The 20,243-nt window shown below is 65.6% G+C and carries 24 protein-coding genes and 1 tRNA gene; 13 read left to right on the forward strand and 12 right to left on the reverse strand.

Annotation, left to right across the window (positions count from 1 at the left end; all coding sequences use genetic code 11):
- Positions 1-82: 82 nt before the first annotated feature.
- Complete coding sequence (locus QP552_RS01170) at positions 83-508, reverse strand: organic hydroperoxide resistance protein (protein ID WP_004153735.1); 426 nt, start codon at positions 506-508, stop codon at positions 83-85.
- Between the two features lie 111 nt (positions 509-619).
- Complete coding sequence (locus tag QP552_RS01175; RefSeq protein ID WP_258394028.1) at positions 620-1,576, reverse strand: cation transporter; 957 nt, start codon at positions 1,574-1,576, stop codon at positions 620-622.
- Positions 1,577-1,778: 202 nt separating this feature from the next.
- Here QP552_RS01175 and QP552_RS01180 point away from each other — a divergent pair, with 202 nt between their 5' ends.
- Positions 1,779-3,233, forward strand: a complete 1,455-nt coding sequence (locus QP552_RS01180; RefSeq protein ID WP_111112517.1) for a SulP family inorganic anion transporter — start codon at positions 1,779-1,781, stop codon at positions 3,231-3,233.
- Positions 3,234-3,290: 57 nt separating this feature from the next.
- On the opposite strand, the gene QP552_RS01185 is transcribed toward QP552_RS01180, so the two are convergent.
- From QP552_RS01185 to QP552_RS01200, 4 genes are all read right to left on the reverse strand, one after another.
- Positions 3,291-3,584, reverse strand: a complete 294-nt coding sequence (locus tag QP552_RS01185) for an addiction module antidote protein (RefSeq protein WP_111112518.1) — start codon at positions 3,582-3,584, stop codon at positions 3,291-3,293.
- Between the two features lie 38 nt (positions 3,585-3,622).
- Complete coding sequence (locus tag QP552_RS01190; RefSeq protein ID WP_049431373.1) at positions 3,623-3,913, reverse strand: type II toxin-antitoxin system RelE/ParE family toxin; 291 nt, start codon at positions 3,911-3,913, stop codon at positions 3,623-3,625.
- Between the two features lie 145 nt (positions 3,914-4,058).
- Positions 4,059-5,840: a peptidoglycan-binding protein gene (locus tag QP552_RS01195; protein WP_286074745.1), complete on the reverse strand. Its 1,782-nt coding sequence runs from the start codon at positions 5,838-5,840 to the stop codon at positions 4,059-4,061.
- 43 nt (positions 5,841-5,883) lie between these two features.
- On the reverse strand, positions 5,884-6,303 hold the full coding sequence (locus QP552_RS01200; RefSeq protein ID WP_258394029.1) for a DUF1311 domain-containing protein: 420 nt from the start codon (positions 6,301-6,303) through the stop codon (positions 5,884-5,886).
- Positions 6,304-6,524: 221 nt separating this feature from the next.
- Between QP552_RS01200 and dusA the strand changes: the two genes are divergently transcribed.
- The 4 genes from dusA (at position 6,525) to QP552_RS01220 (ending at position 10,351) form a co-directional block, all read left to right on the forward strand.
- The gene (dusA, locus tag QP552_RS01205) at positions 6,525-7,556 is read left to right on the forward strand and encodes a tRNA dihydrouridine(20/20a) synthase DusA (RefSeq protein ID WP_286074748.1); all 1,032 of its coding nucleotides are present in this window, start codon (positions 6,525-6,527) and stop codon (positions 7,554-7,556) included.
- 213 nt (positions 7,557-7,769) lie between these two features.
- Positions 7,770-8,144 carry a hypothetical protein gene (locus tag QP552_RS01210; protein WP_049431386.1) on the forward strand — a complete coding sequence of 125 codons (375 nt, stop codon included), beginning with the start codon at positions 7,770-7,772 and terminating at the stop codon, positions 8,142-8,144.
- A gap of 73 nt (positions 8,145-8,217) precedes the next feature.
- Positions 8,218-8,901 carry a response regulator transcription factor gene (locus tag QP552_RS01215; protein ID WP_004136763.1) on the forward strand — a complete coding sequence of 228 codons (684 nt, stop codon included), beginning with the start codon at positions 8,218-8,220 and terminating at the stop codon, positions 8,899-8,901.
- Positions 8,902-8,926: 25 nt separating this feature from the next.
- Positions 8,927-10,351, forward strand: a complete 1,425-nt coding sequence (locus tag QP552_RS01220) for a sensor histidine kinase (protein WP_106549921.1) — start codon at positions 8,927-8,929, stop codon at positions 10,349-10,351.
- Between the two features lie 73 nt (positions 10,352-10,424).
- Here QP552_RS01220 and QP552_RS01225 read toward each other — a convergent pair whose 3' ends face one another.
- Entirely contained in the window at positions 10,425-11,213 is a 789-nt protein-coding gene (locus tag QP552_RS01225; RefSeq protein WP_181453985.1) for a M90 family metallopeptidase, read from the reverse strand.
- On the reverse strand, positions 11,180-11,455 hold the full coding sequence (locus QP552_RS01230; protein ID WP_111112523.1) for a hypothetical protein: 276 nt from the start codon (positions 11,453-11,455) through the stop codon (positions 11,180-11,182). The genes QP552_RS01225 and QP552_RS01230 overlap by 34 nt, the downstream gene beginning before the upstream one ends.
- Positions 11,456-11,599: 144 nt before the next feature.
- Here QP552_RS01230 and birA point away from each other — a divergent pair, with 144 nt between their 5' ends.
- From birA to QP552_RS01250, 4 genes are all read left to right on the forward strand, one after another.
- On the forward strand, positions 11,600-12,568 hold the full coding sequence (gene birA, locus QP552_RS01235; protein ID WP_111112524.1) for a bifunctional biotin--[acetyl-CoA-carboxylase] ligase/biotin operon repressor BirA: 969 nt from the start codon (positions 11,600-11,602) through the stop codon (positions 12,566-12,568).
- On the forward strand, positions 12,565-13,296 hold the full coding sequence (locus QP552_RS01240) for a type III pantothenate kinase (protein ID WP_111112525.1): 732 nt from the start codon (positions 12,565-12,567) through the stop codon (positions 13,294-13,296). Before birA ends, QP552_RS01240 begins: the two co-directional genes overlap by 4 nt.
- Positions 13,297-13,305: 9 nt before the next feature.
- Complete coding sequence (locus tag QP552_RS01245) at positions 13,306-14,154, forward strand: SPOR domain-containing protein (protein WP_286074749.1); 849 nt, start codon at positions 13,306-13,308, stop codon at positions 14,152-14,154.
- A 41-nt stretch (positions 14,155-14,195) separates the two neighbouring features.
- A tRNA-Thr gene (locus QP552_RS01250) sits at positions 14,196-14,271 on the forward strand.
- A gap of 948 nt (positions 14,272-15,219) precedes the next feature.
- Here the strand turns inward: QP552_RS01250 and QP552_RS01255 are convergent.
- From QP552_RS01255 to QP552_RS01265, 3 genes are all read right to left on the reverse strand, one after another.
- Entirely contained in the window at positions 15,220-15,651 is a 432-nt protein-coding gene (locus QP552_RS01255; RefSeq protein ID WP_286074750.1) for a hypothetical protein, read from the reverse strand.
- A 102-nt stretch (positions 15,652-15,753) separates the two neighbouring features.
- Positions 15,754-16,329: a hypothetical protein gene (locus tag QP552_RS01260; protein ID WP_286074751.1), complete on the reverse strand. Its 576-nt coding sequence runs from the start codon at positions 16,327-16,329 to the stop codon at positions 15,754-15,756.
- Between the two features lie 73 nt (positions 16,330-16,402).
- Positions 16,403-16,738: a hypothetical protein gene (locus QP552_RS01265; RefSeq protein WP_106549899.1), complete on the reverse strand. Its 336-nt coding sequence runs from the start codon at positions 16,736-16,738 to the stop codon at positions 16,403-16,405.
- Positions 16,739-17,299: 561 nt separating this feature from the next.
- Here QP552_RS01265 and QP552_RS01270 point away from each other — a divergent pair.
- Positions 17,300-18,070: a DUF3011 domain-containing protein gene (locus QP552_RS01270; protein ID WP_286074753.1), complete on the forward strand. Its 771-nt coding sequence runs from the start codon at positions 17,300-17,302 to the stop codon at positions 18,068-18,070.
- A gap of 21 nt (positions 18,071-18,091) precedes the next feature.
- Here QP552_RS01270 and QP552_RS01275 read toward each other — a convergent pair whose 3' ends face one another.
- Entirely contained in the window at positions 18,092-18,439 is a 348-nt protein-coding gene (locus QP552_RS01275; protein WP_106549898.1) for a hypothetical protein, read from the reverse strand.
- A gap of 130 nt (positions 18,440-18,569) precedes the next feature.
- Between QP552_RS01275 and rocF the strand changes: the two genes are divergently transcribed.
- The 3 genes from rocF to QP552_RS01290 all read left to right on the forward strand — a co-directional run bounded on the left by rocF (position 18,570) and on the right by QP552_RS01290 (position 20,214).
- Complete coding sequence (rocF, locus tag QP552_RS01280) at positions 18,570-19,490, forward strand: arginase (protein WP_106549897.1); 921 nt, start codon at positions 18,570-18,572, stop codon at positions 19,488-19,490.
- Positions 19,491-19,650: 160 nt separating this feature from the next.
- On the forward strand, positions 19,651-19,788 hold the full coding sequence (locus QP552_RS01285; protein ID WP_005407710.1) for an entericidin A/B family lipoprotein: 138 nt from the start codon (positions 19,651-19,653) through the stop codon (positions 19,786-19,788).
- 204 nt (positions 19,789-19,992) lie between these two features.
- Positions 19,993-20,214, forward strand: a complete 222-nt coding sequence (locus tag QP552_RS01290; RefSeq protein ID WP_004137109.1) for a CsbD family protein — start codon at positions 19,993-19,995, stop codon at positions 20,212-20,214.
- The last annotated feature ends 29 nt before the right edge of the window (positions 20,215-20,243 follow it).

The raw sequence follows: 20,243 nt of genomic DNA on the forward strand, positions 1-20,243 counted from the left end.
GCGGATGCCCGGTTTCGACCGGCATCCGCCCATTTTTTTCTCTTCACGTTGGTAGTGCCGGCCGCTGGCCGGCATCACCGCATCAGGCAACGATCAGCGTCACGTCGATGTTGCCGCGGGTGGCATTCGAGTACGGGCAAACGATGTGCGCCTTCTGCACCAGCTCTTCCACCTGCTCGCGCGGCACGCCCGGCACGTTGATGGTCAGCTCGGCTTCGATGCCGAAACCAGTCGGGATCTGGCCGATGCCGACCTTGCCGGTGACGGTGGTGTCGGCCGGCAGGGCGACCTTGGCCTGACCGGCCACGAACTTCAGCGCGCCCAGGAAGCAGGCCGAGTAGCCGGCTGCGAACAGCTGTTCCGGGTTGGTGCCCGGGCCGCCGGCGCCGCCCAGCTCGCGCGGGGTCGACAGCTGGATGTCCAGCACGTTGTCGGAGGAGACGGAACGGCCTTCACGGCCGCCGGTGGAGGTGGCCTGGGCGGTGTACAGAACCTTTTCGATGGACATCGGGATGCTCCTGGTCAGTGGGTGGGTGTTGCGTTGGAGCCTACTTTGCCCGGTTTTCGCGTACGTTGGGTTGCAATGCGTACGAAAAACTTGATTGATCGTCCTGTCGGCCTAGATCGTCCATTCGCGATCGGTGGTGAACATGATGGTCAGCCAGCGGTCCGGCGAAGCCTCGCCCAGCGCATCGCCGATCTCATCACGCAGCTGGTCCCATTCCACCAGCGGCCGCGGCGGGTCGTCCTCGCGCACCACGAAGAACAGCTCGATCTGTTCGCCACGCCCCACCTGCGCCACGTAGCTGCGGTGCTCGACGAAGCCATGCTTGGCGACGATGTCGCGCGCCACCGCATCCACATGCGCCTGAAGCTCCGGCGGAGTCACCAGCAGGATGCCGGCCAGCGCCCGGCGTACGGTGCCGAGCGGGGCGATCATCACCAGCACGCAGACGAAGGCGAGGATGGCCGGGTCGATGTACGGCCCGACCCAGGCCCACGAGGTGCCCTGCACCAGCACACCGCCGAGGAAGGCCAGCAGGTAGCAGGCCGACATGCTGGCCGCGATCACCCAGTTCTTCGCATCCAGAGCAATGAATTCCGAGCCGATGCGGCGATTGGCGCGCAGGATGAACCACGCCAGTGCGCCTTCGCCCACGATCGACAGCCCGGCAAAGGCGATGGCCGGGCCCAGCGCAATGTGGCGGCCCCCGGACATCAGTGCATCCACCGCATTGACCAGGGCATACAGTGCCGCACCGATCATCAGCGTGCCGCTGACCCCCAGCACGATCGGCTCCAGGTGCCAGAAGCCCATGGTGAAGCGCTGGTTGAGCCGCGACTGCAGGGCGTCGGTCTGGGTGGACAGCGCGATCAGCCGTGCCACCAGCAGCGACAGCCAGGTCATCACCACGTCGATCAGGCCGTAGATGCCGTCGAAGATGATCAACGACGAATTGGCGAGCAGGCCGAACACCACCGCCGCCGCCGCCAGCAGCAGCGAAGCGGCGATCGACAGGCGCAGCACGCCCTGTTCGGTGGCGGGGTCGAAGAACTGCGGGCGATCGGTAGGCATGCCCCGATTGTAGAGCGGAGCCATGCCCCGCGGCCTTTTGCGGCCGGCCGCGCTACCCTCGTGCGGCCGCTTCCCGTAGACTGCGCCCCTCCCACGTACCGGCTTCCGCCGGTAGAGTCGACTGTTAGTCGACTGCTCGTGATTGACCGCTCCTGATCGACAGCGCCATGCGGCCATGCCCGCGTGCGCGCGGAGTTTTCCCATGCAAACGTCCTACCCCCTGCGCCAGCAATGGCTCGGCAACCTCCGTGGCGACCTGCTGTCCGGCATCGTCGTCGCCCTGGCCCTGATTCCCGAGGCCATCGCCTTCTCGCTCATCGCCGGCGTCGACCCCAAGGTCGGCCTGTATGCCGCGTTCTCGATTGCCGTCATCACCGCGATCGCGGGTGGCCGCCCCGGCATGATCTCCGCCGCCACCGGTGCAATGGCGCTGGTGATGGTCGACCTGGTCAAGGACCACGGCCTGCAGTACCTGTTCGCCGCCAGCATCCTGGCCGGGTTGCTGCAGGTGCTGGCCGGCGTGTTCAAGCTTGGCTCGCTGATGCGCTTCGTCTCGCGCTCGGTCATCACCGGCTTCGTCAACGCATTGGCGATCCTGATCTTCCTGGCACAGCTGCCCGAACTGGTGGGCCGCGGTCCGACGGTGTACCTGCTGTGCGCGGCGGCGCTGGCGATCGTCTACCTGCTGCCACGCCTCACCCGCGCCGTGCCTTCACCGCTGGTGGCCATCGTGGTGCTCACCGCCGTAGTGATCGGCTTCGGCATCGACGTGCGCAGCGTCGGCGACATGGGCCAGCTGCCCGACAGCCTTCCGCACTTCCTTATTCCCGATGTGCCGCTTACATGGGAAACGCTGCGCATCCTGTTGCCGGTGTCGGCCACGCTGGCCGTGGTCGGCCTGCTCGAATCGATGATGACCCTGCAGATCGTCGAGGACATCACCGAGACGCCCAGCGAGCGCAACCGCGAATGCGTCGGCCAGGGCGTGGCCAATACGGTGACCGGCTTCCTCGGCGGCATGGCGGGCTGCGCGATGATCGGCCAGTCGATCATCAACGTGACCTCCGGTGGCCGTGGCCGCCTCTCGTGCCTGGTGGCGGGCGTGCTGCTGCTGGCATTGGTGGTGTACGGCAGTGACCTGGTGCGGCAGATCCCGATGGCCGCACTGGTAGCGGTGATGATCATGGTCAGCATCGGCACCTTCAGCTGGCGCTCGCTGCGCGACCTGCGCACGCACCCCCGCAGCTCGTCTGCGGTGATGCTGCTGACCGTCGTGGTGACGGTAGCGACCCACGATCTGGCCAAGGGCGTACTCAGCGGGGTGCTGCTGTCAGCGCTGTTCTTCGCGCGCAAGGTCGGCCGCATGCTGGACGTGCAGTGCGAGGATGCGGGTGACACGCAGGTCTACCGCGTGCGTGGGCAGGTGTTCTTTGCCTCGGCGGGACAACTGGGTGCGGCGTTCGACTACCAGCACGTGGCGCCGAAGGTACGGATCGATCTGCGCGATGCCCATCTGTGGGACCTGACCGCCGTGGCCGCGCTGGAGCGGGTGCAGGAAAAGCTGGCCGCGCATGGTGCGGAGGTGACGGTGGTGGGACTCAATGCGGCCAGCCAGACGTTGATCGAGCAGGTGGGTGGCGCGGGTAGCGCTCACTGATCCGGCCATGCGGCCCGGGTAGCGCCGGGCCATGCCCGGCGAGCGAAGCGGTCGCGGTCAGGCCTTGCCGGCCTGCACGATCAGGTGCACCCCAAGCGCCGACAGCACACGTTGCACGGTATCGAAGCGTGGGTGTGCTCCGGGGCGCAGCGCCTTGTACAGGCTCTCGCGTCCAAGACCGGAGACCTCGGCAACGCCGCCCATGCCGCGGGCGCGCGCCACTGTTCCGAGCGCCTCCTGGAAGTGGCCCGCATCACCTGCTGCCAACGCCTCGCTCAGATAGGCGGCGATTGCGACGTCATCAGCCAGATAGTCGGCGGGATCGAAGGGAATCGTCTTCAGCTTGCTCATGGGGAGAGTCCTGGGAACGGCATGGAATCAAATGGTGGCTACAGCAGCTCCGCGAGCCTGACCGCTTTTTCGATATCGCGACGCTGGCTCGACTTGTCGCCACCGTGCAGGAGCACGACGATGGATCTCCCGCGACGCGTGAAATACACGCGATATCCCGGCCCATGGTTGATTCGCAGTTCGCTCACGCCATGACCCACTGATCGAACATCTCCCTCGAGACCGCGGGCGACGCGCTGCAGGCGCTCCACGATCACGCCGCGGGCCCTGCTGTCGTTGAGTCCGCGCAGCCATCGCGTGAATGTTTCTGTTGCCTGGAGAATCGCCATTCATCCACAGTATCCATAAGGATACATGGTTCAATCGGCATCCGCGACGATCATCGACGCACCGTGCTCGACCCCACTGGCCTGCCTCAGGCGGACCAGTGGGGGGCGCGCGAATGACGACAGCAGGCCCGTGGGCCTGCAACCCTCACGCCATCATGGCCCGCGGCCCATGCTGCTGGGTCTGCTGGTCGATCCTCTGCTGCTCGCGCTGCTGATCGCTCACCTGCAACGCCCGCTCGCTGTTCTCCTGCACGCTCTGGCGCATCGCGTCAGCGGTCGATACCGGCGCGGTATTGCGGTTCAACGCGCTTTCGTCGTGCAGTGCATTGGCCTGCACCGCGCGCGCCATCGAGCCATCCTGGTTCAGCTCAACGCGATCAACCCGGTACAGGCCGGCGCGCGCAGCTTCCACGGTAAGCGCGGCGGCCAGCTTCTCGCTGTGCTCGCCGGAGGGCAGGCCACGTGCTTCCTCGGCGAACTTCACCTGCACCAGGGTCTCGGTGTACAGCCAGTTCTGCGGGCTGCGCGGGTCGGACATCGGGTACACCGTCTCACGCGCTGGCTCGGCCGCTGCCTGCTGTTCCGGGGTGTTGCCCTGTCCCTGCGCACGCTGCTGCACTTCATTGGCCAGCGCCTGGCGGGTTTCCGCATCGGCGATGCCAGTCGCAGGCAGGCCATGCTGTTGCTGGAAGGTGTTGATCGCGTGGCGGCTGCCGCCGCCCAGATAGCCGTCGCTGCCGATGACCTGGCCCTTGGCATCGGTCAGCCCCAGCGCGGCCAGGTTGCCCTGCAGTTCGCGCGCGTCGCGGTCGATCGCGGCCAGCGTGGCCGGGCCGGCCTTGCCGTCCACCGGGTCCAGATTGTGTGCGCGCTGGAAGTCTTCCACCGCCTTGCGGGTAGTGGCATCGAAGCGCCGGTCCGGATTCAGCGTCTGCTGGCCGTCGGCACTGGCATGGCCCAGCGTGACCAGGTTGCTTTCCAGCTTCAGCACGTCACGGCCGCTGGACCCTTCCTTCAACGTCTGCGAACCGGCCTGCTGGCGCGGTGCGCCGATCTGGCCCAGCGCCACCTGGATATCGGCGTCGTTGTGCTCGCCGGCAGGCGAGTAGTCGCGGCTGCTGACCTTGGCATGGGCGCGGTCCATTGCGTCCTTGTTGTTGGCATACGCGTCCTCGTAGCGCACGGCGATGTCGCCGGCCTTGGGCGCATCGAAGTACTGGTAGGTTTCGCGGATCTGCCCGGCCTTGGCGCGCAGCGCCTCGTAGTCACCGCCGTCTTCCAGCACTTTCTGCAGCTTGGGCAGCTGGCTGGGCAACTGGTTGGCGGTCTTGGCGATCAGGCTGATGGCTTCGAAGCGGTTTTCCTCGGCGATGCCGCTGCCGTGCGCGTCCACCATCGTCATGCCGATCCGCGTGGCGTTGCGCACCTGCGGGTAGTCGATGTTTGCGTGGATCCACTGCTTGCCCTCGGCCGAACCGGCCCAGGCGTTGATGCTGTCGCGCGTGTTGGTATCGATGAACTGGATCGAGCTGCGCCCGCTCAGGCCATTGCCGTGGCTGAGCAGGTCGCGGCGCAGGTCGGCGTGGTCCTGGGTGAAGGGCAGGTTGTGCGCCTTGGCATAGCTGCTGGCCTGATCGATCACGGCGTCGACATAGGTCGTCTCACCCGCCTTCAGTGCGTGGCCGTCGATGGCGCCCAGCGCCCATTCGCCACGCTGGCCGAAGTCGACCTGGATCGCGCCCAGGCTGTAACCGCTGTTCTGCGCGACTTTGTTCACCGTGCCCCAGTGCGGTTCGGTCACGCCCTGGGTGATGCCGGCGATGGCCAGATGGTAGGAGGCAGGGCCACCTTCGGTGCCACGGCCGACGGCGAAATACACGGCGCCGGAGGTGGCATCGAGATCGTGGGTATCGATGTTGGTTGGCATGTCTTACATCCTTGTGCAATCAGAGGGGCTGCCCCTCAAGGGGTCAGTCCAGCAGCTGGAGATACTTCTGCAGCTGGTCGGCACGCGCGCTCAGGCGCATCACATCGTTCAGCTCGCCCTGAAGGTTGCCAGGCTGCGAATCGTCGTAGAGCGCGGTATCCAGTTCACCATCGCGGCTGCGCGACTGCAGCCACGCGCGCTGGGCATTCACCAGCTTGGTCTTCTTCGCGCCACTCAGCTTTGCCTGCAGCTGGCGGTAGGCCTGGTTCAGGCGCTGGTCCTGGCGGGCGCTTTCCGAGGTCAGGCAGGCGGCCTGCTCGACCGCACCCTGCGCCTTGTCACGGCAGGTGGTGAAGGTCGGGCTCAGCCCGGTGGCCGCCGGTGCTGCGGTTGCCGTGCCGATGGCCAGGGCGGCGACCGCCAGCGCGGTGGCGAGGGCCCTGCTCAAACGCTTGTGCTGCATCATCTGCTCCACACGTCCATTCCATTGCGAGCGCTGGACTATAACGGCGTCAATATTTCGTCGTCGTCAACGAATCGCGACAACTGTGACCGGTTGCCCGTCATTGCGGGTGGGCGCCTTCCGGCTTGCATACGGCCCTCGGGCCGGGGGCGCCGCAGCGGTATCCGGGCGCCACCCGCCGCCATTCAGCCGCCCGGTGTAAACTATTGATCTCACTGGCAATGCCAGTCTCCACGATCAACACCCCGATGACGTCCGCCACCGCCCGTTACGCCGATTCCCTGCGACTGTCCGTTGCCCCGATGATGGACTGGACCGATCGCCATTGCCGCGTGTTCCACCGCGTGCTGGCGCCGGGCGCGCGCCTGTACACGGAGATGGTGCACGCCAACGCGGTCATCCACGGCGACCGCGAGCGCCTGCTCGGCTTCGATGCCAGCGAACAGCCGCTGGCGCTGCAGCTGGGCGGCAGCGATCCGGCCTTGCTGGCGCAGGCCGCGCGTATCGCCGCCGAGTGGGGCTACGACGAGGTCAACCTCAATTGCGGCTGCCCATCCGACCGCGTGCAGGCCGGGCGTTTTGGTGCCTGCCTGATGCGCGAGCCGGTGCTGGTGGCCGAGTGCGTGGCGGCCATGGTCGACGCGGTTGATATCCCGGTGACGGTGAAGTGCCGCCTGGGCGTGGACGAGGACAACGACTACGACGTGTTTGCCAGCTTCGTCGACCGCCAGGTCGCCGCCGGCGCGGCGATGGTGGTGGTGCACGCGCGCAATGCGTGGCTGAAGGGCCTGTCGCCCAAGGAGAACCGCGAGGTTCCGCCGCTGAAGTACGACTGGGCCTACCGCCTTAAGCAGGAGCGCCCGGCGCTGCCGGTGGTGATCAACGGCGGCCTGGCCAGCATCGAGGCGGTGCAGGCGCAGGCCGCGCACGTCGATGGCGTGATGCTGGGCCGCGCGGCCTACCACGACCCTTACCTGCTGCATCAGCTGGAGGCGCTGCACACCGGCGCCCCGCTGCAGGCCCGCGGCGACCTGCTGCGCGCGCTTCGTCCCTATGTGGAAGCACGGCTGGGCGAAGGCCTGGCACTGAAGCACATCACCCGCCACCTGCTCGGCCTGTTCCACGGCCAACCCGGTGGCCGCGCGTTCCGCCAGGTGCTGAGCGAGGGCGCACACCGCCCGGGCGCCGATTGGACCCTGGTCGAGCAGGCGCTGGCCGTCACCGAACGCGACGCGGATCGTGCCGCAGCGTGACCGTAGTCACATTCCTGGCTTGACAAGGGGCGCCGATTCGTCCCGAATGTTCACTTAGCTGAACAACGCAGGGGCGGGGCCGGAAAAGTTCAGACCGGATTCACTGCCCCAAACCAAGAATTTGCAAAGGAATTGTAAAGCGCCGGGTCCCGAACCCGGCTCCCGGATTTACGACTTTTGAACGAATCGCCGAGCTCGGCTAGGATCGCATCGATGTCTTCCGCTCCCTTCCATCGCCGCATTGCCTTCGCCACCTGCGTGGTGCTGTCGGCTGTGCCGCTGTCTTCGGCGCTGGCGCAGCAGCCGCCGCGCGGCGACCAGGGGCGGGCGGAGATGATGGAGCGGGGCGAGCGTGGCAACCGTGGCGACGAGCGTTCGCTGTCCGATGCCGTGCGCCGCGTGCAGCGCACCACCGGCGGCCACATCCTCGGCGCCGAGCGTGTGCCGTTCGATGGTCGTGACATCAACCGGGTGAAGTACATGGACGACCGGGGCCGGGTCCGCTACATGGACGACCCTGCACCGTCGCGTTCACAGCCGCGCACGCCGCGGTCGGATATGTCATCACTACGCGGCGATAACCCCTGAACAGGGATAGTTGTCGCTATCAACCCGTACCCCACAGGCCTCCGGGCCACACCCAGGACACTAGGGAGAGTTCATGCGTATCCTTCTGGTCGAAGACGAAGCCCCGCTGCGTGAGACCCTGGCAGCCCGGCTCAAGCGCGAAGGCTTTGCCGTCGATGCTGCGCAGGACGGCGAGGAAGGCCTCTACATGGGGCGCGAAGTTCCGTTCGATGTCGGCATCATCGACCTCGGCCTGCCCAAGATGTCGGGCATGGAGCTGATCAAGGCCCTGCGTGACGAAGGCAAGAAGTTCCCGGTGCTGATCCTGACCGCGCGTTCGAGCTGGCAGGACAAGGTCGAGGGCCTGAAGCAGGGCGCCGACGACTACCTGGTCAAGCCGTTCCACGTCGAGGAGCTGCTGGCCCGCGTCAACGCGCTGCTGCGCCGCGCCGCCGGCTGGAGCAAGCCGACCCTGGAATGCGGCCCGGTCGCCCTGGACCTGGCTGCGCAGACCGTCAGCGTGGCCGGCAGCAATGTCGACCTCACCAGCTACGAGTACAAGGTGCTGGAGTACCTGATGATGCATGCCGGTGAACTGGTCTCCAAGGCCGACCTCACCGAGCACATCTACCAGCAGGACTTCGACCGCGACTCGAACGTGCTGGAAGTCTTCATCGGCCGCCTGCGCAAGAAGCTGGACCCGGATGGCGAACTGAAGCCGATCGAGACCGTGCGCGGTCGCGGCTACCGTTTCGCGATTCCGCGCAACGAGGGCTGAGCCGGCTCAGCCTGGCGAGACCATGATGTCCGGCCGTCTGTGGTTCTTCCGACGCTGGCGGCCGCGCTCACTGCAGGCGCGCCAGATGCTTGCCGCGTCCGTGGGTCTGGTCGCGTTCCTGGCCCTGGCCGGTTACGCGCTCGACGCCGCCTTCGCCGATACGGCGAAGGCGAACCTGCGTGAGCGCCTGAAGAACTACGCCACCGCCTACGCGGCCGGCATCGACTTCACCCGCGACCGCTCGCTGTACATCCGCGAGCAGCCGCCGGATTCGCGCTTCGACGTGCCGGGCAGCGGCCTGTACCTGCAGGTGGTGATGCCGCACGGCAAGGGCAATTCGATGTCCGCCGAAGGCCCGATGCTGCCCACCGTCGGCGGCGGCCTGCTGGCGCCGCGCCAGGAAGTGTTCGAAGGACCGCTGCCGATGATCCAGATCGACGGCAGCCAGGGCTCGGTGTACCGCTATGGCCTGGGCCTGGTGTGGGACGCCGACGCCGACCCGGCCACCGAATTCCCGTACACCATCTACGTGATGGAAGACTCGCGCGCGCTGGGCGCACAGCTGCGCGTGTTCCGTGGCCGTGTCTGGTTCTACCTGGGCGGCATCGGCCTGATCCTGCTGCTGCTGCAGACCGTCATCCTGCAGTGGAGCCTGCGCCCGCTGCGCCGGGTGATCACCGAGCTGACCAAGGTGCAGCGCGGCGAGACCGAGCGCATGAGCGAGCGCCACCCGCGCGAGCTGGAACCGCTGACCGACAGCATCAACGCCTTCATTGAAAGCGAGCGCGAGAACCTCGAGCGCCAGCGCAATACCCTGGCCGACCTGGCGCACAGCCTGAAGACGCCCATCGCCGTGCTGCGCACGCAGATGGACAGCGGTGCCGGCGATGGCGCGCTGCGCGAGGAACTGGACGTGCAGCTGCAGCGCATGAACAACCTGGTCTCGTACCAGCTGGCACGCGCGGCCTCGTCGGGCCACAAGCTGTTCTCCGCGCCGCTGCCGATCGAATCCAATGCCGAGGAAATCGTGCGTGGCCTGGAAAAGGTCTACGCCTCCAAGGGCGTGCTGTGCGAGTTCGACATCGACCCGGCCGCGCGCTTCCACGGCGAACCGGGCGACCTGCAGGAGCTGCTTGGCAACCTGCTGGAAAATGCCTTCAAGTGGGCCAACCGCCGCGTGTTGCTGACCGCGCAGCCGCTGCCGGCCCCGAACGCGCGTCGTGCCGGCTTGCTGCTGGCCGTGGACGACGATGGCCCGGGCATTGCCCCGGACGACATCGGCAAGGTGCTGCAGCGTGGCGTGCGTGGCGACGAGCGCGTGCAGGGCCACGGCATCGGCCTGTCGATCGTGCAGGACCTGATCAAGGATTACCGCGGCGAACTGGCCGTTGGCCGTTCCGGCGAACTGGGCGGCGCCCGTTTCGAAGTGCGCCTGCCGCCGGGACCGTAGGCCGCGCGTTCCGGTCCGCCGGGCATCGCCCGTGCGCATTACCGGTAGCGCCGGGCCATGCCCGGCGAACGAATCACCCCACCATCTTCGGCGGCTCGCCATACAACCGCCGCAGCTGCGCCGCCACCTCCGGCAACGCCTGCTGCAGCACATCCGGTACCGAGAAGTGGTACTCGCTGGCCACCGCGAAGAACTCCTCCGGTGCCTCGGCCGCGTACGGGTCGATCAACGTTTCCTCACCCGCGTCCACCTGCGCACAGAACGCATCGTAGGCACGCTGGAAAATGCCCGCCCACTCACGCTGCCATTCGCGCGGCAGCGGCGGCGTGCCGTCCATCGCGCCATCCAGCGCATCCAGCTTGTGCACCATCTCGTGCACCGCCACGCAGTAGCCCTCGTGCGGCGCGGCCAGCTCGGCCTGCACGTCGGCCCAGGACAGGATCAACGGGCCGCTGTCCCATGACTCGCCGATCAGCTCGTCATCCCATTCGTGCAGCACGCCGGCCGCATCCATGTGGCTGCGGTGCACCCGGAACGCATCGGGGTAGACCACCAGCTGCGACCAGCCTTCCAGCCCCACCTCACCGAATTCCAGCAGCGGCAGGCAGCACAGCGCGGCCAGCAGCACGCCATCGCCGGCGTGCAGCTGCAGATCGCCGATCGGGGTGATGGTCTTCTCGTGAAGGAAGCGGGTGGCCAGCACGCGCAGGCGTGCGCGGCGTTCGTCGTCCAGGCCGTGCAGCCAGGCCGCGCGGCGGCAGGCCTCATCCCACAGTGCATCATCGATTGGCCGCGGCGCAGGCCGCAGCCACTGCAGCAACGACTTGATCAGCGGAACATTCCCGGCAGGTAGCTGTGCCACTTCGGTGCGCGGATGCGCTGCAGGACGTCGTCATCGCTGCCACCGCCGCCAGTGCTGGTGTTGGCTGCCGGGCGAACGGCTGCGGGCTTTGCCGCCGCCGAGGCCGTTGGGGTCGGTGCACGCTGCGAGGCGGGATCACCGTTGGAAGACACGCAGGCCCCGCGGCTGTCGTCCAGCGCTGCCGTCGCAGACGCCGCGAAGGGCATCATCAGCAGGATCAGGCAATGGGCATAACGGCGCATTGACGACATCCACGTTAAGGGAAGGTGAGTTCCCGATTCTAGCCCGAACCCGGCGCCCCGATGGAAGCCCTCGCGGAACCCAGCGTGGCGGGCGTCATTGGCGGCTTTCCCGCATAATTCCTTCCTGACTTCGTGGAAGCTGCCGTGGACGACCGCCAATTGCTGGCCAAACTCGCTGCCGGTCGCCTCTCCGGCGACGCCCTGGCCCGTGAGCTGGGCCAGACCCGGGCGGCCATTTGGAAGCGTATTCAAGGACTTAGAGCCGCCGGTGTAGACATCGAGGGCCGTGCAGGCGAGGGCTATGGCCTGACCCGGCCGGTCGATCTGCTGGACCCGGCCGCGATCCGCGCCGGTCTTCCCGCCGATGCCCAGGCCCTGCTGCATGACCTGCAGGTGGCCTGGACAGTGGACTCGACCAACGCCGAATTGCTGCGTTGCAGCGCGCCCCAGCGCGGGGTGAGCGTTCTGCTGGCCGAACGCCAGACCGGCGGCCGGGGTCGCCGCGGCCGCACGTGGGCCTCGCCACTGGCAGCGCACGTCTATCTGTCGGTGCTGCGCCTGTACTCCGGTGGCCTTGGCCGCCTGGCCGGGCTGAGCCTGGTGGCCGGCATCGCCGTGGCCGAAGCGCTGCACGACCTGGGCTACACCCAGGCACAGCTGAAGTGGCCGAATGACCTGATCGTTGATGGCCGTCGCAAGCTGGTCGGCCTGCTGGCCGAGGGCGGTGGCGAATACGCCGGCCCGGCGCGGGCGGTGATCGGCATCGGCATCAACACGCACATGCCGCCGTCGTTTGCCGAGCAGATCACCCAGCCATGGGTGGATCTGGACACGTTGGCTGGCAAGCCGGTGGATCGCAACGTCGTGGTCGCCGCCGTACTCGCGCGCCTGCTGCCGGCACTGGAAGAATTCGACCGCGAAGGACTGGCGCCCTTCCTGCCGCGCTACGCCGCGTTCGACATGCTGGCCGGCCGCGAAGTACGGGTGGAGCTGGATGGGCAGTGGCAGCACGGCACCGCACTCGGCCTGGCCGATGACGGCGCACTGCGTGTGCGCATCGATGGCCAGGAGCGCCTGCTGCACGCCGGCGAAGTCAGCGTGAGGGCGGCATGAGCGATTGGTTGTTCGACCTCGGCAATTCGCGCTTCAAGTTCGCGCCGTTGCAGGGTGACCGTGCCGGCGATGTGCAGGCCTGGGCGCATGGCGCCGAAGGCATGGCCGGGCAGCCGCCGCACAGCCTGCCCAGTGGCAGCACCGCGTTCGTCGCCAGCGTGGCCGCACCGTCGCTGACCAGCGCCATGCTGGACCAGCTGCAGCGCCGCTTCGCGCACGTGCACGTGGTGCGCACCAGCGCCGAATGCGCTGGCGTGCGCATTGCCTATGCCAAGCCGGAAAAGTTCGGTGTCGATCGCTTCCTGGCCCTGCTGGCCGCGGCCAAGGCGCAGCGCCCGGTGCTGGTGGTCGGCGTGGGCACCGCACTGACGATCGATCTGCTCGACGCCGACGGCCAACACCACGGCGGCCGCATTTCCGCATCGCCCACCACCATGCGCGAAGCACTGCATGCCCGCGCGGTGCAGCTGCCGGCCACGGGCGGTGACTACAGCGAATTCGCCAACGACACCGCCGACGCGCTGGCCTCCGGCTGCGATGGTGCGGCCGTGGCGCTGATCGAACGCAGCGCACAGCAGGCGGACGCGCTGCTGGGCGTGGCACCGTCGCTGCTGGTGCATGGCGGTGGCGCACCAGCGCTGATGCCGTTGCTGCCCGGCGCCGACTACCACCCCTCGCTGGTGCTGGATGGCCTCGCCCGCTGGGCGGTGCACCAGCCCGCAGGCTAGTATCCGCGCATGCTGACCCGTGCCCTGATCGTCGTACTGGCCATCCTCAATCTTGGCGTCGCCTGCTGGTGGCTGCTGCGCGATGCACCGCAGAGGCCTGCGCCGCCGCCGCAACCGGCCGGCGTGGCCGAGCTGCGCTGGGTGCCCGGTGGTGTGGATGCGAATGCCGCAGCCGAAGCCACTGCTGCCGCACCCACTGCGCCGCTGATGGAGCGCGAACCGGCCGAGAAGACGGCCGTGGCGGCGACGCCTGCGCCCGTTCCGCCGGCCAAGCCAGAGATCGCCAAGCCGCCAGTGGCCGAGGCTACGCCGGTTGCTGCCGCTGCCAAGCCGGTGACTCCGGCCGCGCCGACCCCGGCCCTGGAAAAGCCCGCAACCCCGCCCGCAGCCGCCGAGCCGCCGCGTTGCGTGGCGCTGGGCCCGTTCGCCGACCGCGCCGCCGCAACCAGTGCACAGGGCAAGGCCGGCAACGTCATCAGCCAGGTACGCCTGCGCGAACAGCCCGCTGCCAGTGGCAGTGCCCGCTACCGGGTGATGCTGCCGGCCGCCGCCAACCGCGAAGACGCACAGGCCACGGTGAAGCGCATCGTGGCCGCCGGCCTGAGCGACTACTACATCATCAGCCAGGGCGAGGACATCAACGCCGTGGCGCTGGGCCAGTACCGCAACCGCGAAGGCGCCGAGCGCCGCATGGCAGCGGTGCAGGCCGCCGGCTTCCAGCCGCGCCTGGTCGCCAGCGGCGACGCCGGCCAATGGTGGCTGGAAGGGCAGCTGGCGGCGGGCACGCAGCCGGCCCAGGCCCAGCAGCGCAGCGGCGCGGCGCAGAGCCGGTCGCTGGAATGCGCAAGGTTGCGCTAGAATCCCCCGGACCGCGGCGCTGCCGCCGGTGATGCACTCATGCCGCTTTAGCTCAGTTGGTAGAGCAACTGTCTTGTAAACAGTAGGTCATCCGTTCGATTCGGATAAGCGGCACCACTCAACTCATTGAAGTTGAATGGTTTGTGGGCGAGTTGATGTCGCCTAAGAGCGGCCCCGCGCCCTGCTTTCGATATGCCTATCTAGTTCTCCGATCCGCTGCCTGATTTCCGCACACGGCCAAACGCGGTGCCCCATCACGTCTTCCAGACTCTGCTGCCAACAGGCACGTCGGCCTTCTTGAGCGCGGGGAGACAGACGACCAGCTTGTAGCCGCCAGGTCGAAAGTGGTCCAGACGAAGTTCCGCCTCCGCAAGCAAACGGGTGCCGTCCGGACGCTCTACGATGACGGTAAGAGCGGGGATATGCCCGCCGGGCGGGAGCGGCACATCGGGAGCCAGAACCAGCCCCCGCCCGTCAACCGCGAAGCGGTCCTCGACACACAATAGAAGCTCCCTCAGTTCCCCATTCGAATCGCCCGCGTGACGCATACGTGAGTCTCAATCCATGTGTGCCTTGGTGCCACTCCATCAAGTCAGCTTCCTGGGTTCGCGGCTTTGTAAGCGCGCGCTCGACCAGAGGCAGTACATTCTTCTCGACAAAACTGCGAGCATCTTTCTCTGTATCAGACTCTTCAACACGGAAATCCTCGTTCCGCAGAGCCGATTTCCAAGAGAACTCTGGATCATGGAGGCTCTCGTAAAGCTCCCGCCTCAATGCCTCTCTGTATGCTTGGGTCCGTTCAAGCTGTTCCTGAAACAATTCAATCATCCCAGGCCAGTCGCCGATCTCAGTTGAGTAAAATGACTCGAGAGCAGAAACAGCTATGTTGTATGGCCTCATGCAGCACCTCCTGAGTAAGGGCGACTATGTTGCGCAACGCCATCCGGGATGCGCACTGACTATTAGCCTGCGACTCCCATCGACGGGAACGGACGCGCGATGCTGCTCGTTGTGCAAATGTACGTCGGCACGCAACAGGGAGACTCGGCAATGGGCGTGCGCAGGCTAGATCACACGGATCTCGGCAACCAGGTCCAGATACTGCGAACTTCCATCCTGCAGAGGTTGCTTCAGCTCATCAAATACGTACGTGATCTCAATCCTGCGCCCGACGGCGTAGCAGGAGACCTCACTGGGTGCATTTACGTACATATCCTCCGAGCGAATTGAACCATCCTGCAACCTGAAGTCAAAGGCATTCGGAGACCGCCGATGGTCCTGGCCAGTGACATAAAGACTTGTGATGACGCCAGCGACCGTCTCGGTGTGGATCAATCCATCCTCAATACTCCGCCACCACTGCTCACTTCCAAACAGCCCTTGGGTGCCTTTGAGCCCGAATAGAGGGCGGGCCTGGTTCAAGGTCAGCGCCTGGGTCTCCGCGACTCGTTCGGGGTGCAAGTCAAGATCCTTCTTCAACGAGTAAAGCACTTTCATCTTCGCTCCTGGGTCGACTCTCGCCTTAACCACTCAAGTAGGTCTGCTTCCGGCCTGACGCAGACGCTGGGATCACAAATATTGGGGCCACCTGTTCGTGACTTATGACTGTCCGCTACAGCCTGCGCTCGGGCGCTGATCGCGCAATGCTGTGTAACCGAAGGCACCATCCAACACTCGCAGTTCGAAACTATCCCCATTCTTGAGCAGAGAAAGGTCGGCAGATCCCGGGGTGTATTGCAGGTAGCGTGAACCCTTTGCTTCATCTTGTGGAAGGCGGATATCAGCATCCATCACGCGCTGTACGTTGCCACTTGGATTGGCCTTGATTGCCACAAGCAAAAAGCACTGGGTGCGCTGTTCCGCGCCGAACCTGTTCAACAACGACGCAGTGCCGGAGGCCACCTCTTGTGCCAGAAAGCCCATCCCGACGGAAACAACAATGAAAAGCAACGAATACTTCGAAAACGAGTTCTGTGGATCCTTGATGAAATGCATGCGCACGGCGAATGCCGCAATCATCAGTGCCGAAACCCCTAGCCACACCAGCGGCAGCGCTGTATTCAACCAAGTGTGCGGCACGAACAGTGACGATCGGCCAAGGACGATCACTACACCGAGGCTCGCAACAGCACATAGCAGTGGAATGAGAATGACGGGTTTGGGTGAAGCGCTCATGGAATGATTGAACTCCCCGCTCATTGCTTACTGGAATGTGTGTGGCGCCGGCAATCAGCAACGATCAATGAGTTCAGTTCGATGTGCTCAAGTACGTCCGCACTCCGATGGCATCCACGTCTTGACCCGTCAGATAGAGTGCGCCGATCGTACCTTCGGTTAGCGACGGAACTTGCTTCCTGCGCACATCTATTGCCTCCACGCGAATGGAAGTGGCGCGGACGTTAACCGGAGCGGCGCGAGCGCGCCCCTGTTGAGCGTCCTCCAGCGTCCTTGGCACCTCATACAATGAAATGAACACGTCACCGACGCTTAGAGAGCCACCTGTGACTACAAACCCGACGTGCACCGGTCTGCCAGCGTGATCCCTGGCAATCGCCTCAATAAAGAACTCCACGGTCGAAGTCATGACGAGCTTCCAATTCTGGCGATCCGAACTAATTTCTTGACTCGTTCCCGGGCCAACTTCGATGTCATTTTGATCAGCTCACCTCTTCGGCTTTGTCTACCGATGAGTCTCCGGCAACGATTACGATCGCAAGTCCCGAGCAGGGCGTATCATCCGGGAATCTGGAGGGTCGTCAAGTGCTTGATTCGCGCGCAGGATGACCGGTCGTTTGTCCCCCGAACCTGTCAGGTCAAGTTGGTTTCGACAGCCAGTTCGACATACTGCCAAGTCCGGCGATGCAGAGGCTGCTTCGATTGACGCTCTCAAGGACATAATTTGGCGCGCTCGCATCCTGGCCTGTATCGGTCGGCTCGCTGAAGGCCATCCTGATGATCATCGCTATTTGGCGGATGGCATTTCTGAATTGCGTATCGATGCAGGACCGGGTTACCGCGTGTACTACAGCCAGAGCGGCAGGGCAAACACGAAGGCCAAAAATGCGCCGCCCGCTTTTGATTTTCCTCACAGACTGCTTCCGGCCCTCACCGCATACTGGGAGTACACACCCGTCAGGACTCGCTCATGCGTCGCCATGCCCTGCGGCTCACCGTCGCACTGTTGTCTACCGCGTTCGCAGCCCTGGCCATGGCTGCGGTGCCGTTCTTCAACGCCAGTTGCCCGGGCGGCATCGATGTGCATGCCGATGAGGGCGGACCGGTCTACGTGCAGGGCCGCGAGGCGGCGCTGAAACGCGTCAACGACCGCTATGCCGAAGCGCGCGATGCCAAAAGCGGCATCACCCTGTCGATCAGCCGCAACGATGACGGCTCGCCGCAGGTCAGCTACACCGGCCGAGGCGGCGCCAATGGCATCTGCCAGGTCAGTGCCGGCAGGACGCCTGCACCGGCAGCACAGGGCGATGCGCCTCGCGACGCTGCCACCGGCGACGCCGCGCTACCGCGCGAAGTCACCTGCGAATCCACCGGCCAGCAGCAGGTGTCGTGCGATCTGAATACCCGTGGCAACGTCGAAATCGTGCGCCAGCTCAGCCGCACCCGCTGCGAGGAAGGCAAGAACTGGGGCCTGTCGCGGCACTCGGTGTGGGTCAACGGTGGCTGCCGCGCGGTGTTCCGCAATGTGTACTCGGTGTCCACCCCCGCGCCGGCAGACGATACCGCGCTGGGCGCCTGCAACATGCGCAAGGGCGCGCAGGGTGCGCTGGTTACCCAGATGCCGGTGGGCAGCGATTACCAGGAGCTGATCATTGATTATCCGGATGGCCGCTTCCTGTGCATGATGCGCAACAACGGCCAGGTGCAGAGCGTGACGCCGGTTCGCCGCCGCGGACGCTGAGCGCGGGGTGTAGACCCGGCGTCAGCCGCCGGACCTGTACAGCAGCACCCACGCCAGGATCAGGGCGAACGTTCCGACGACGGTCACGCCGAACCACAGCGCGGCCACCTTCACGTTGCCGATCAACGCCGCCAGCATACGGTGCAGTTCGCTTTTCAGAATCGGGTATTCAGCGTGCGCCTTGCGCAGACGCTGCCAGCCCAACCCGAGGAACAGCAGAAACGAAAATGGTGTCAGCAGCAGCGTCGCCTGCATCAGCCAGCCGTTCGGCGACGCATCGATCGAGTTGCTTAGAAAAACCGCAAAAGCGGCAAAGGGCAGCGCTCCGATGAAAAAGCGTGGCCAGGCGGTATTGATGAAGGGCGACATCGCAATCTTCCATGAAAGGTGGTCGGGACCGCGCCGCATCATGCCATGCAATGGCCCTGCTGCACCGCCGCGAGTGGTGTCACACAGCTCTGGCTAGACTGTGCTTCTTTTTCCCCCGCAGGAGGCACCCATGGCCCATCCCATTTCCGTATCCCTGATTGGCGTTCCCACCGATGTGGGTGCGGGCCATCGCGGTGCCCGGCTGGGGCCGGAGGCGCTGCGCGTGGCGGGCCTGCCGGAGGCGCTGGAAGCGCGTGGCGTGGACGTGCGCGATCTGGGCAACCTAGATGGCCCGCGCAACCCGTGGACCGCGCCGGTGGAAGGCTATCGCCACCTGGATGAAGTGGTGGCGTGGAACCACGCGTTGATGGAAGCCAGCTACGCCGAACTGCAGGCCGGCCGCATGCCGATCATGCTCGGTGGCGACCACTGCCTGGGCATCGGTTCGATCACCGCCGTGGCACGCTGGTGCCGCGAGCAGGGCAAGACCCTGCGCGTGCTGTGGCTGGATGCGCATTCGGACTTCAACACCAGCGACGTGACCCCGTCGGGCAACATCCACGGCATGCCGGTGGCCTGCCTGTGCGGCCTTGGCCCGGATGCGCTGACCCGGCTCGGTGGTACCGCACCGGCGATCACCCCGGCGCAGATGCACCAGATCGGCATCCGCTCGGTGGACCCGGAAGAGAAGCGCCTGATCAAGACCCACAAGGTGGATGTCTATGACATGCGCTACATCGACGAGAACGGCATGAAGCGCGCGGTGGAAGCGGCGCTGGCCGGCATCGACGAGAACACCCACCTGCATGTCAGCTTCGACGTCGATTTCCTCGACCCGAGCATCGCGCCGGGCGTGGGCACCACGGTGCCGGGCGGCGTGAACTACCGCGAGGCGCAGCTGGTGATGGAGATGATCGCCGACACCGGGCGCATGGGCTCGCTGGACATCGTCGAGCTCAACCCCTTGCTGGACAAGCAGAACGCCACCGCCGAGCTGGCCGTGGACCTGGTCGAAAGCCTGTTCGGCAAGTCCACCCTGATGCGCGACTGAGCTCTCCGCCTGAACGGATCTGTGATCCGTTCACACCCGCTCCACGCCCCTGCCGCCAGATTGCACTTCACGCGGCGGCAGTGGCATTGGCTTCTTCCGCCGAGCGACCGAACCCCATCCGCGAATGAAGCGGTATAGCGGCGAACCCAAGGAGAAGCCCATGAAGCGCGTAGTTGCCCTGATGCTGTTGTCGATGTTCTCGGTGGCCCTGCTGGCCGGTTGCAACACCGTTGCCGGTGCCGGCAAGGACGTGCAGAAGGCTGGCGAAAAGGTTGAGGATGCCGCCAAGGGCCGTTGAGCCTGACGTGGAACGGAAAGAGAAAAGGCCGGGGACTTCCCCGGCCTTTTTTGTTGCGCGTTTTCTGCAGCGCACGTGTCGAAGCGTAGTGAACCATTCAAGCAGGTGAGCAGTGTTTTCATGGTCGGTTGACCGGTACTCAACAGCGGCTGCGCGAAGCTGGGGCCACGGTAAGAACGCCGTTGCAGCCAAGGATTCCCAGCAATGAACAAAGACATCATTTCCGGCAAGTGGTCGCAGCTGAAGGGCAAGGCCCAGGCCAAGTGGGGCGATCTGACCAACGACGATTTCGATGTGGCCGAGGGCAATGCCGAGTACCTGGCCGGTCGCCTGCAGGAACGTTATGGCTGGGCCAAGGACCGCGCCGAGAAGGAAGTGCGCGAGTTCCAGGACAGCGTGAGCAAGGACTACCCGGACTACAAGTAAGCACCACGCTTTCCCCCACAGCACGACGC

Origin of the sequence: Stenotrophomonas sp. 59, from assembly GCF_030291095.1 — a bacterium.
In the GTDB taxonomy this organism is placed as follows: Bacteria; Pseudomonadota; Gammaproteobacteria; order Xanthomonadales; family Xanthomonadaceae; genus Stenotrophomonas; species Stenotrophomonas maltophilia_Q.

Bases quoted from the DNA above. Each gene is read 5' to 3' on its own strand.
- QP552_RS01260 (WP_286074751.1), bottom strand. From the start codon at position 16,329: ATGAGCGCTTCACCCAAACCCGTCATTCTCATTCCACTGCTATGTGCT.
- QP552_RS01215 (WP_004136763.1), top strand. From the start codon at position 8,218: ATGCGTATCCTTCTGGTCGAAGACGAAGCCCCGCTGCGTGAGACCCTG.
- QP552_RS01195 (WP_286074745.1), bottom strand. From the start codon at position 5,840: ATGCCAACCAACATCGATACCCACGATCTCGATGCCACCTCCGGCGCC.
- QP552_RS01270 (WP_286074753.1), top strand. From the start codon at position 17,300: ATGCGTCGCCATGCCCTGCGGCTCACCGTCGCACTGTTGTCTACCGCG.
- QP552_RS01185 (WP_111112518.1), bottom strand. From the start codon at position 3,584: ATGAGCAAGCTGAAGACGATTCCCTTCGATCCCGCCGACTATCTGGCT.
- QP552_RS01285 (WP_005407710.1), top strand. From the start codon at position 19,651: ATGAAGCGCGTAGTTGCCCTGATGCTGTTGTCGATGTTCTCGGTGGCC.
- QP552_RS01265 (WP_106549899.1), bottom strand. From the start codon at position 16,738: ATGACTTCGACCGTGGAGTTCTTTATTGAGGCGATTGCCAGGGATCAC.
- QP552_RS01180 (WP_111112517.1), top strand. From the start codon at position 1,779: ATGCAAACGTCCTACCCCCTGCGCCAGCAATGGCTCGGCAACCTCCGT.
- QP552_RS01210 (WP_049431386.1), top strand. From the start codon at position 7,770: ATGTCTTCCGCTCCCTTCCATCGCCGCATTGCCTTCGCCACCTGCGTG.
- dusA (WP_286074748.1), top strand. From the start codon at position 6,525: ATGCCAGTCTCCACGATCAACACCCCGATGACGTCCGCCACCGCCCGT.
- QP552_RS01290 (WP_004137109.1), top strand. From the start codon at position 19,993: ATGAACAAAGACATCATTTCCGGCAAGTGGTCGCAGCTGAAGGGCAAG.
- QP552_RS01200 (WP_258394029.1), bottom strand. From the start codon at position 6,303: ATGCAGCACAAGCGTTTGAGCAGGGCCCTCGCCACCGCGCTGGCGGTC.
- QP552_RS01190 (WP_049431373.1), bottom strand. From the start codon at position 3,913: ATGGCGATTCTCCAGGCAACAGAAACATTCACGCGATGGCTGCGCGGA.
- QP552_RS01240 (WP_111112525.1), top strand. From the start codon at position 12,565: ATGAGCGATTGGTTGTTCGACCTCGGCAATTCGCGCTTCAAGTTCGCG.
- QP552_RS01170 (WP_004153735.1), bottom strand. From the start codon at position 508: ATGTCCATCGAAAAGGTTCTGTACACCGCCCAGGCCACCTCCACCGGC.
- QP552_RS01175 (WP_258394028.1), bottom strand. From the start codon at position 1,576: ATGCCTACCGATCGCCCGCAGTTCTTCGACCCCGCCACCGAACAGGGC.
- QP552_RS01230 (WP_111112523.1), bottom strand. From the start codon at position 11,455: ATGCGCCGTTATGCCCATTGCCTGATCCTGCTGATGATGCCCTTCGCG.
- QP552_RS01220 (WP_106549921.1), top strand. From the start codon at position 8,927: ATGTCCGGCCGTCTGTGGTTCTTCCGACGCTGGCGGCCGCGCTCACTG.
- QP552_RS01275 (WP_106549898.1), bottom strand. From the start codon at position 18,439: ATGTCGCCCTTCATCAATACCGCCTGGCCACGCTTTTTCATCGGAGCG.
- QP552_RS01255 (WP_286074750.1), bottom strand. From the start codon at position 15,651: ATGAAAGTGCTTTACTCGTTGAAGAAGGATCTTGACTTGCACCCCGAA.
- QP552_RS01245 (WP_286074749.1), top strand. From the start codon at position 13,306: ATGCTGACCCGTGCCCTGATCGTCGTACTGGCCATCCTCAATCTTGGC.
- rocF (WP_106549897.1), top strand. From the start codon at position 18,570: ATGGCCCATCCCATTTCCGTATCCCTGATTGGCGTTCCCACCGATGTG.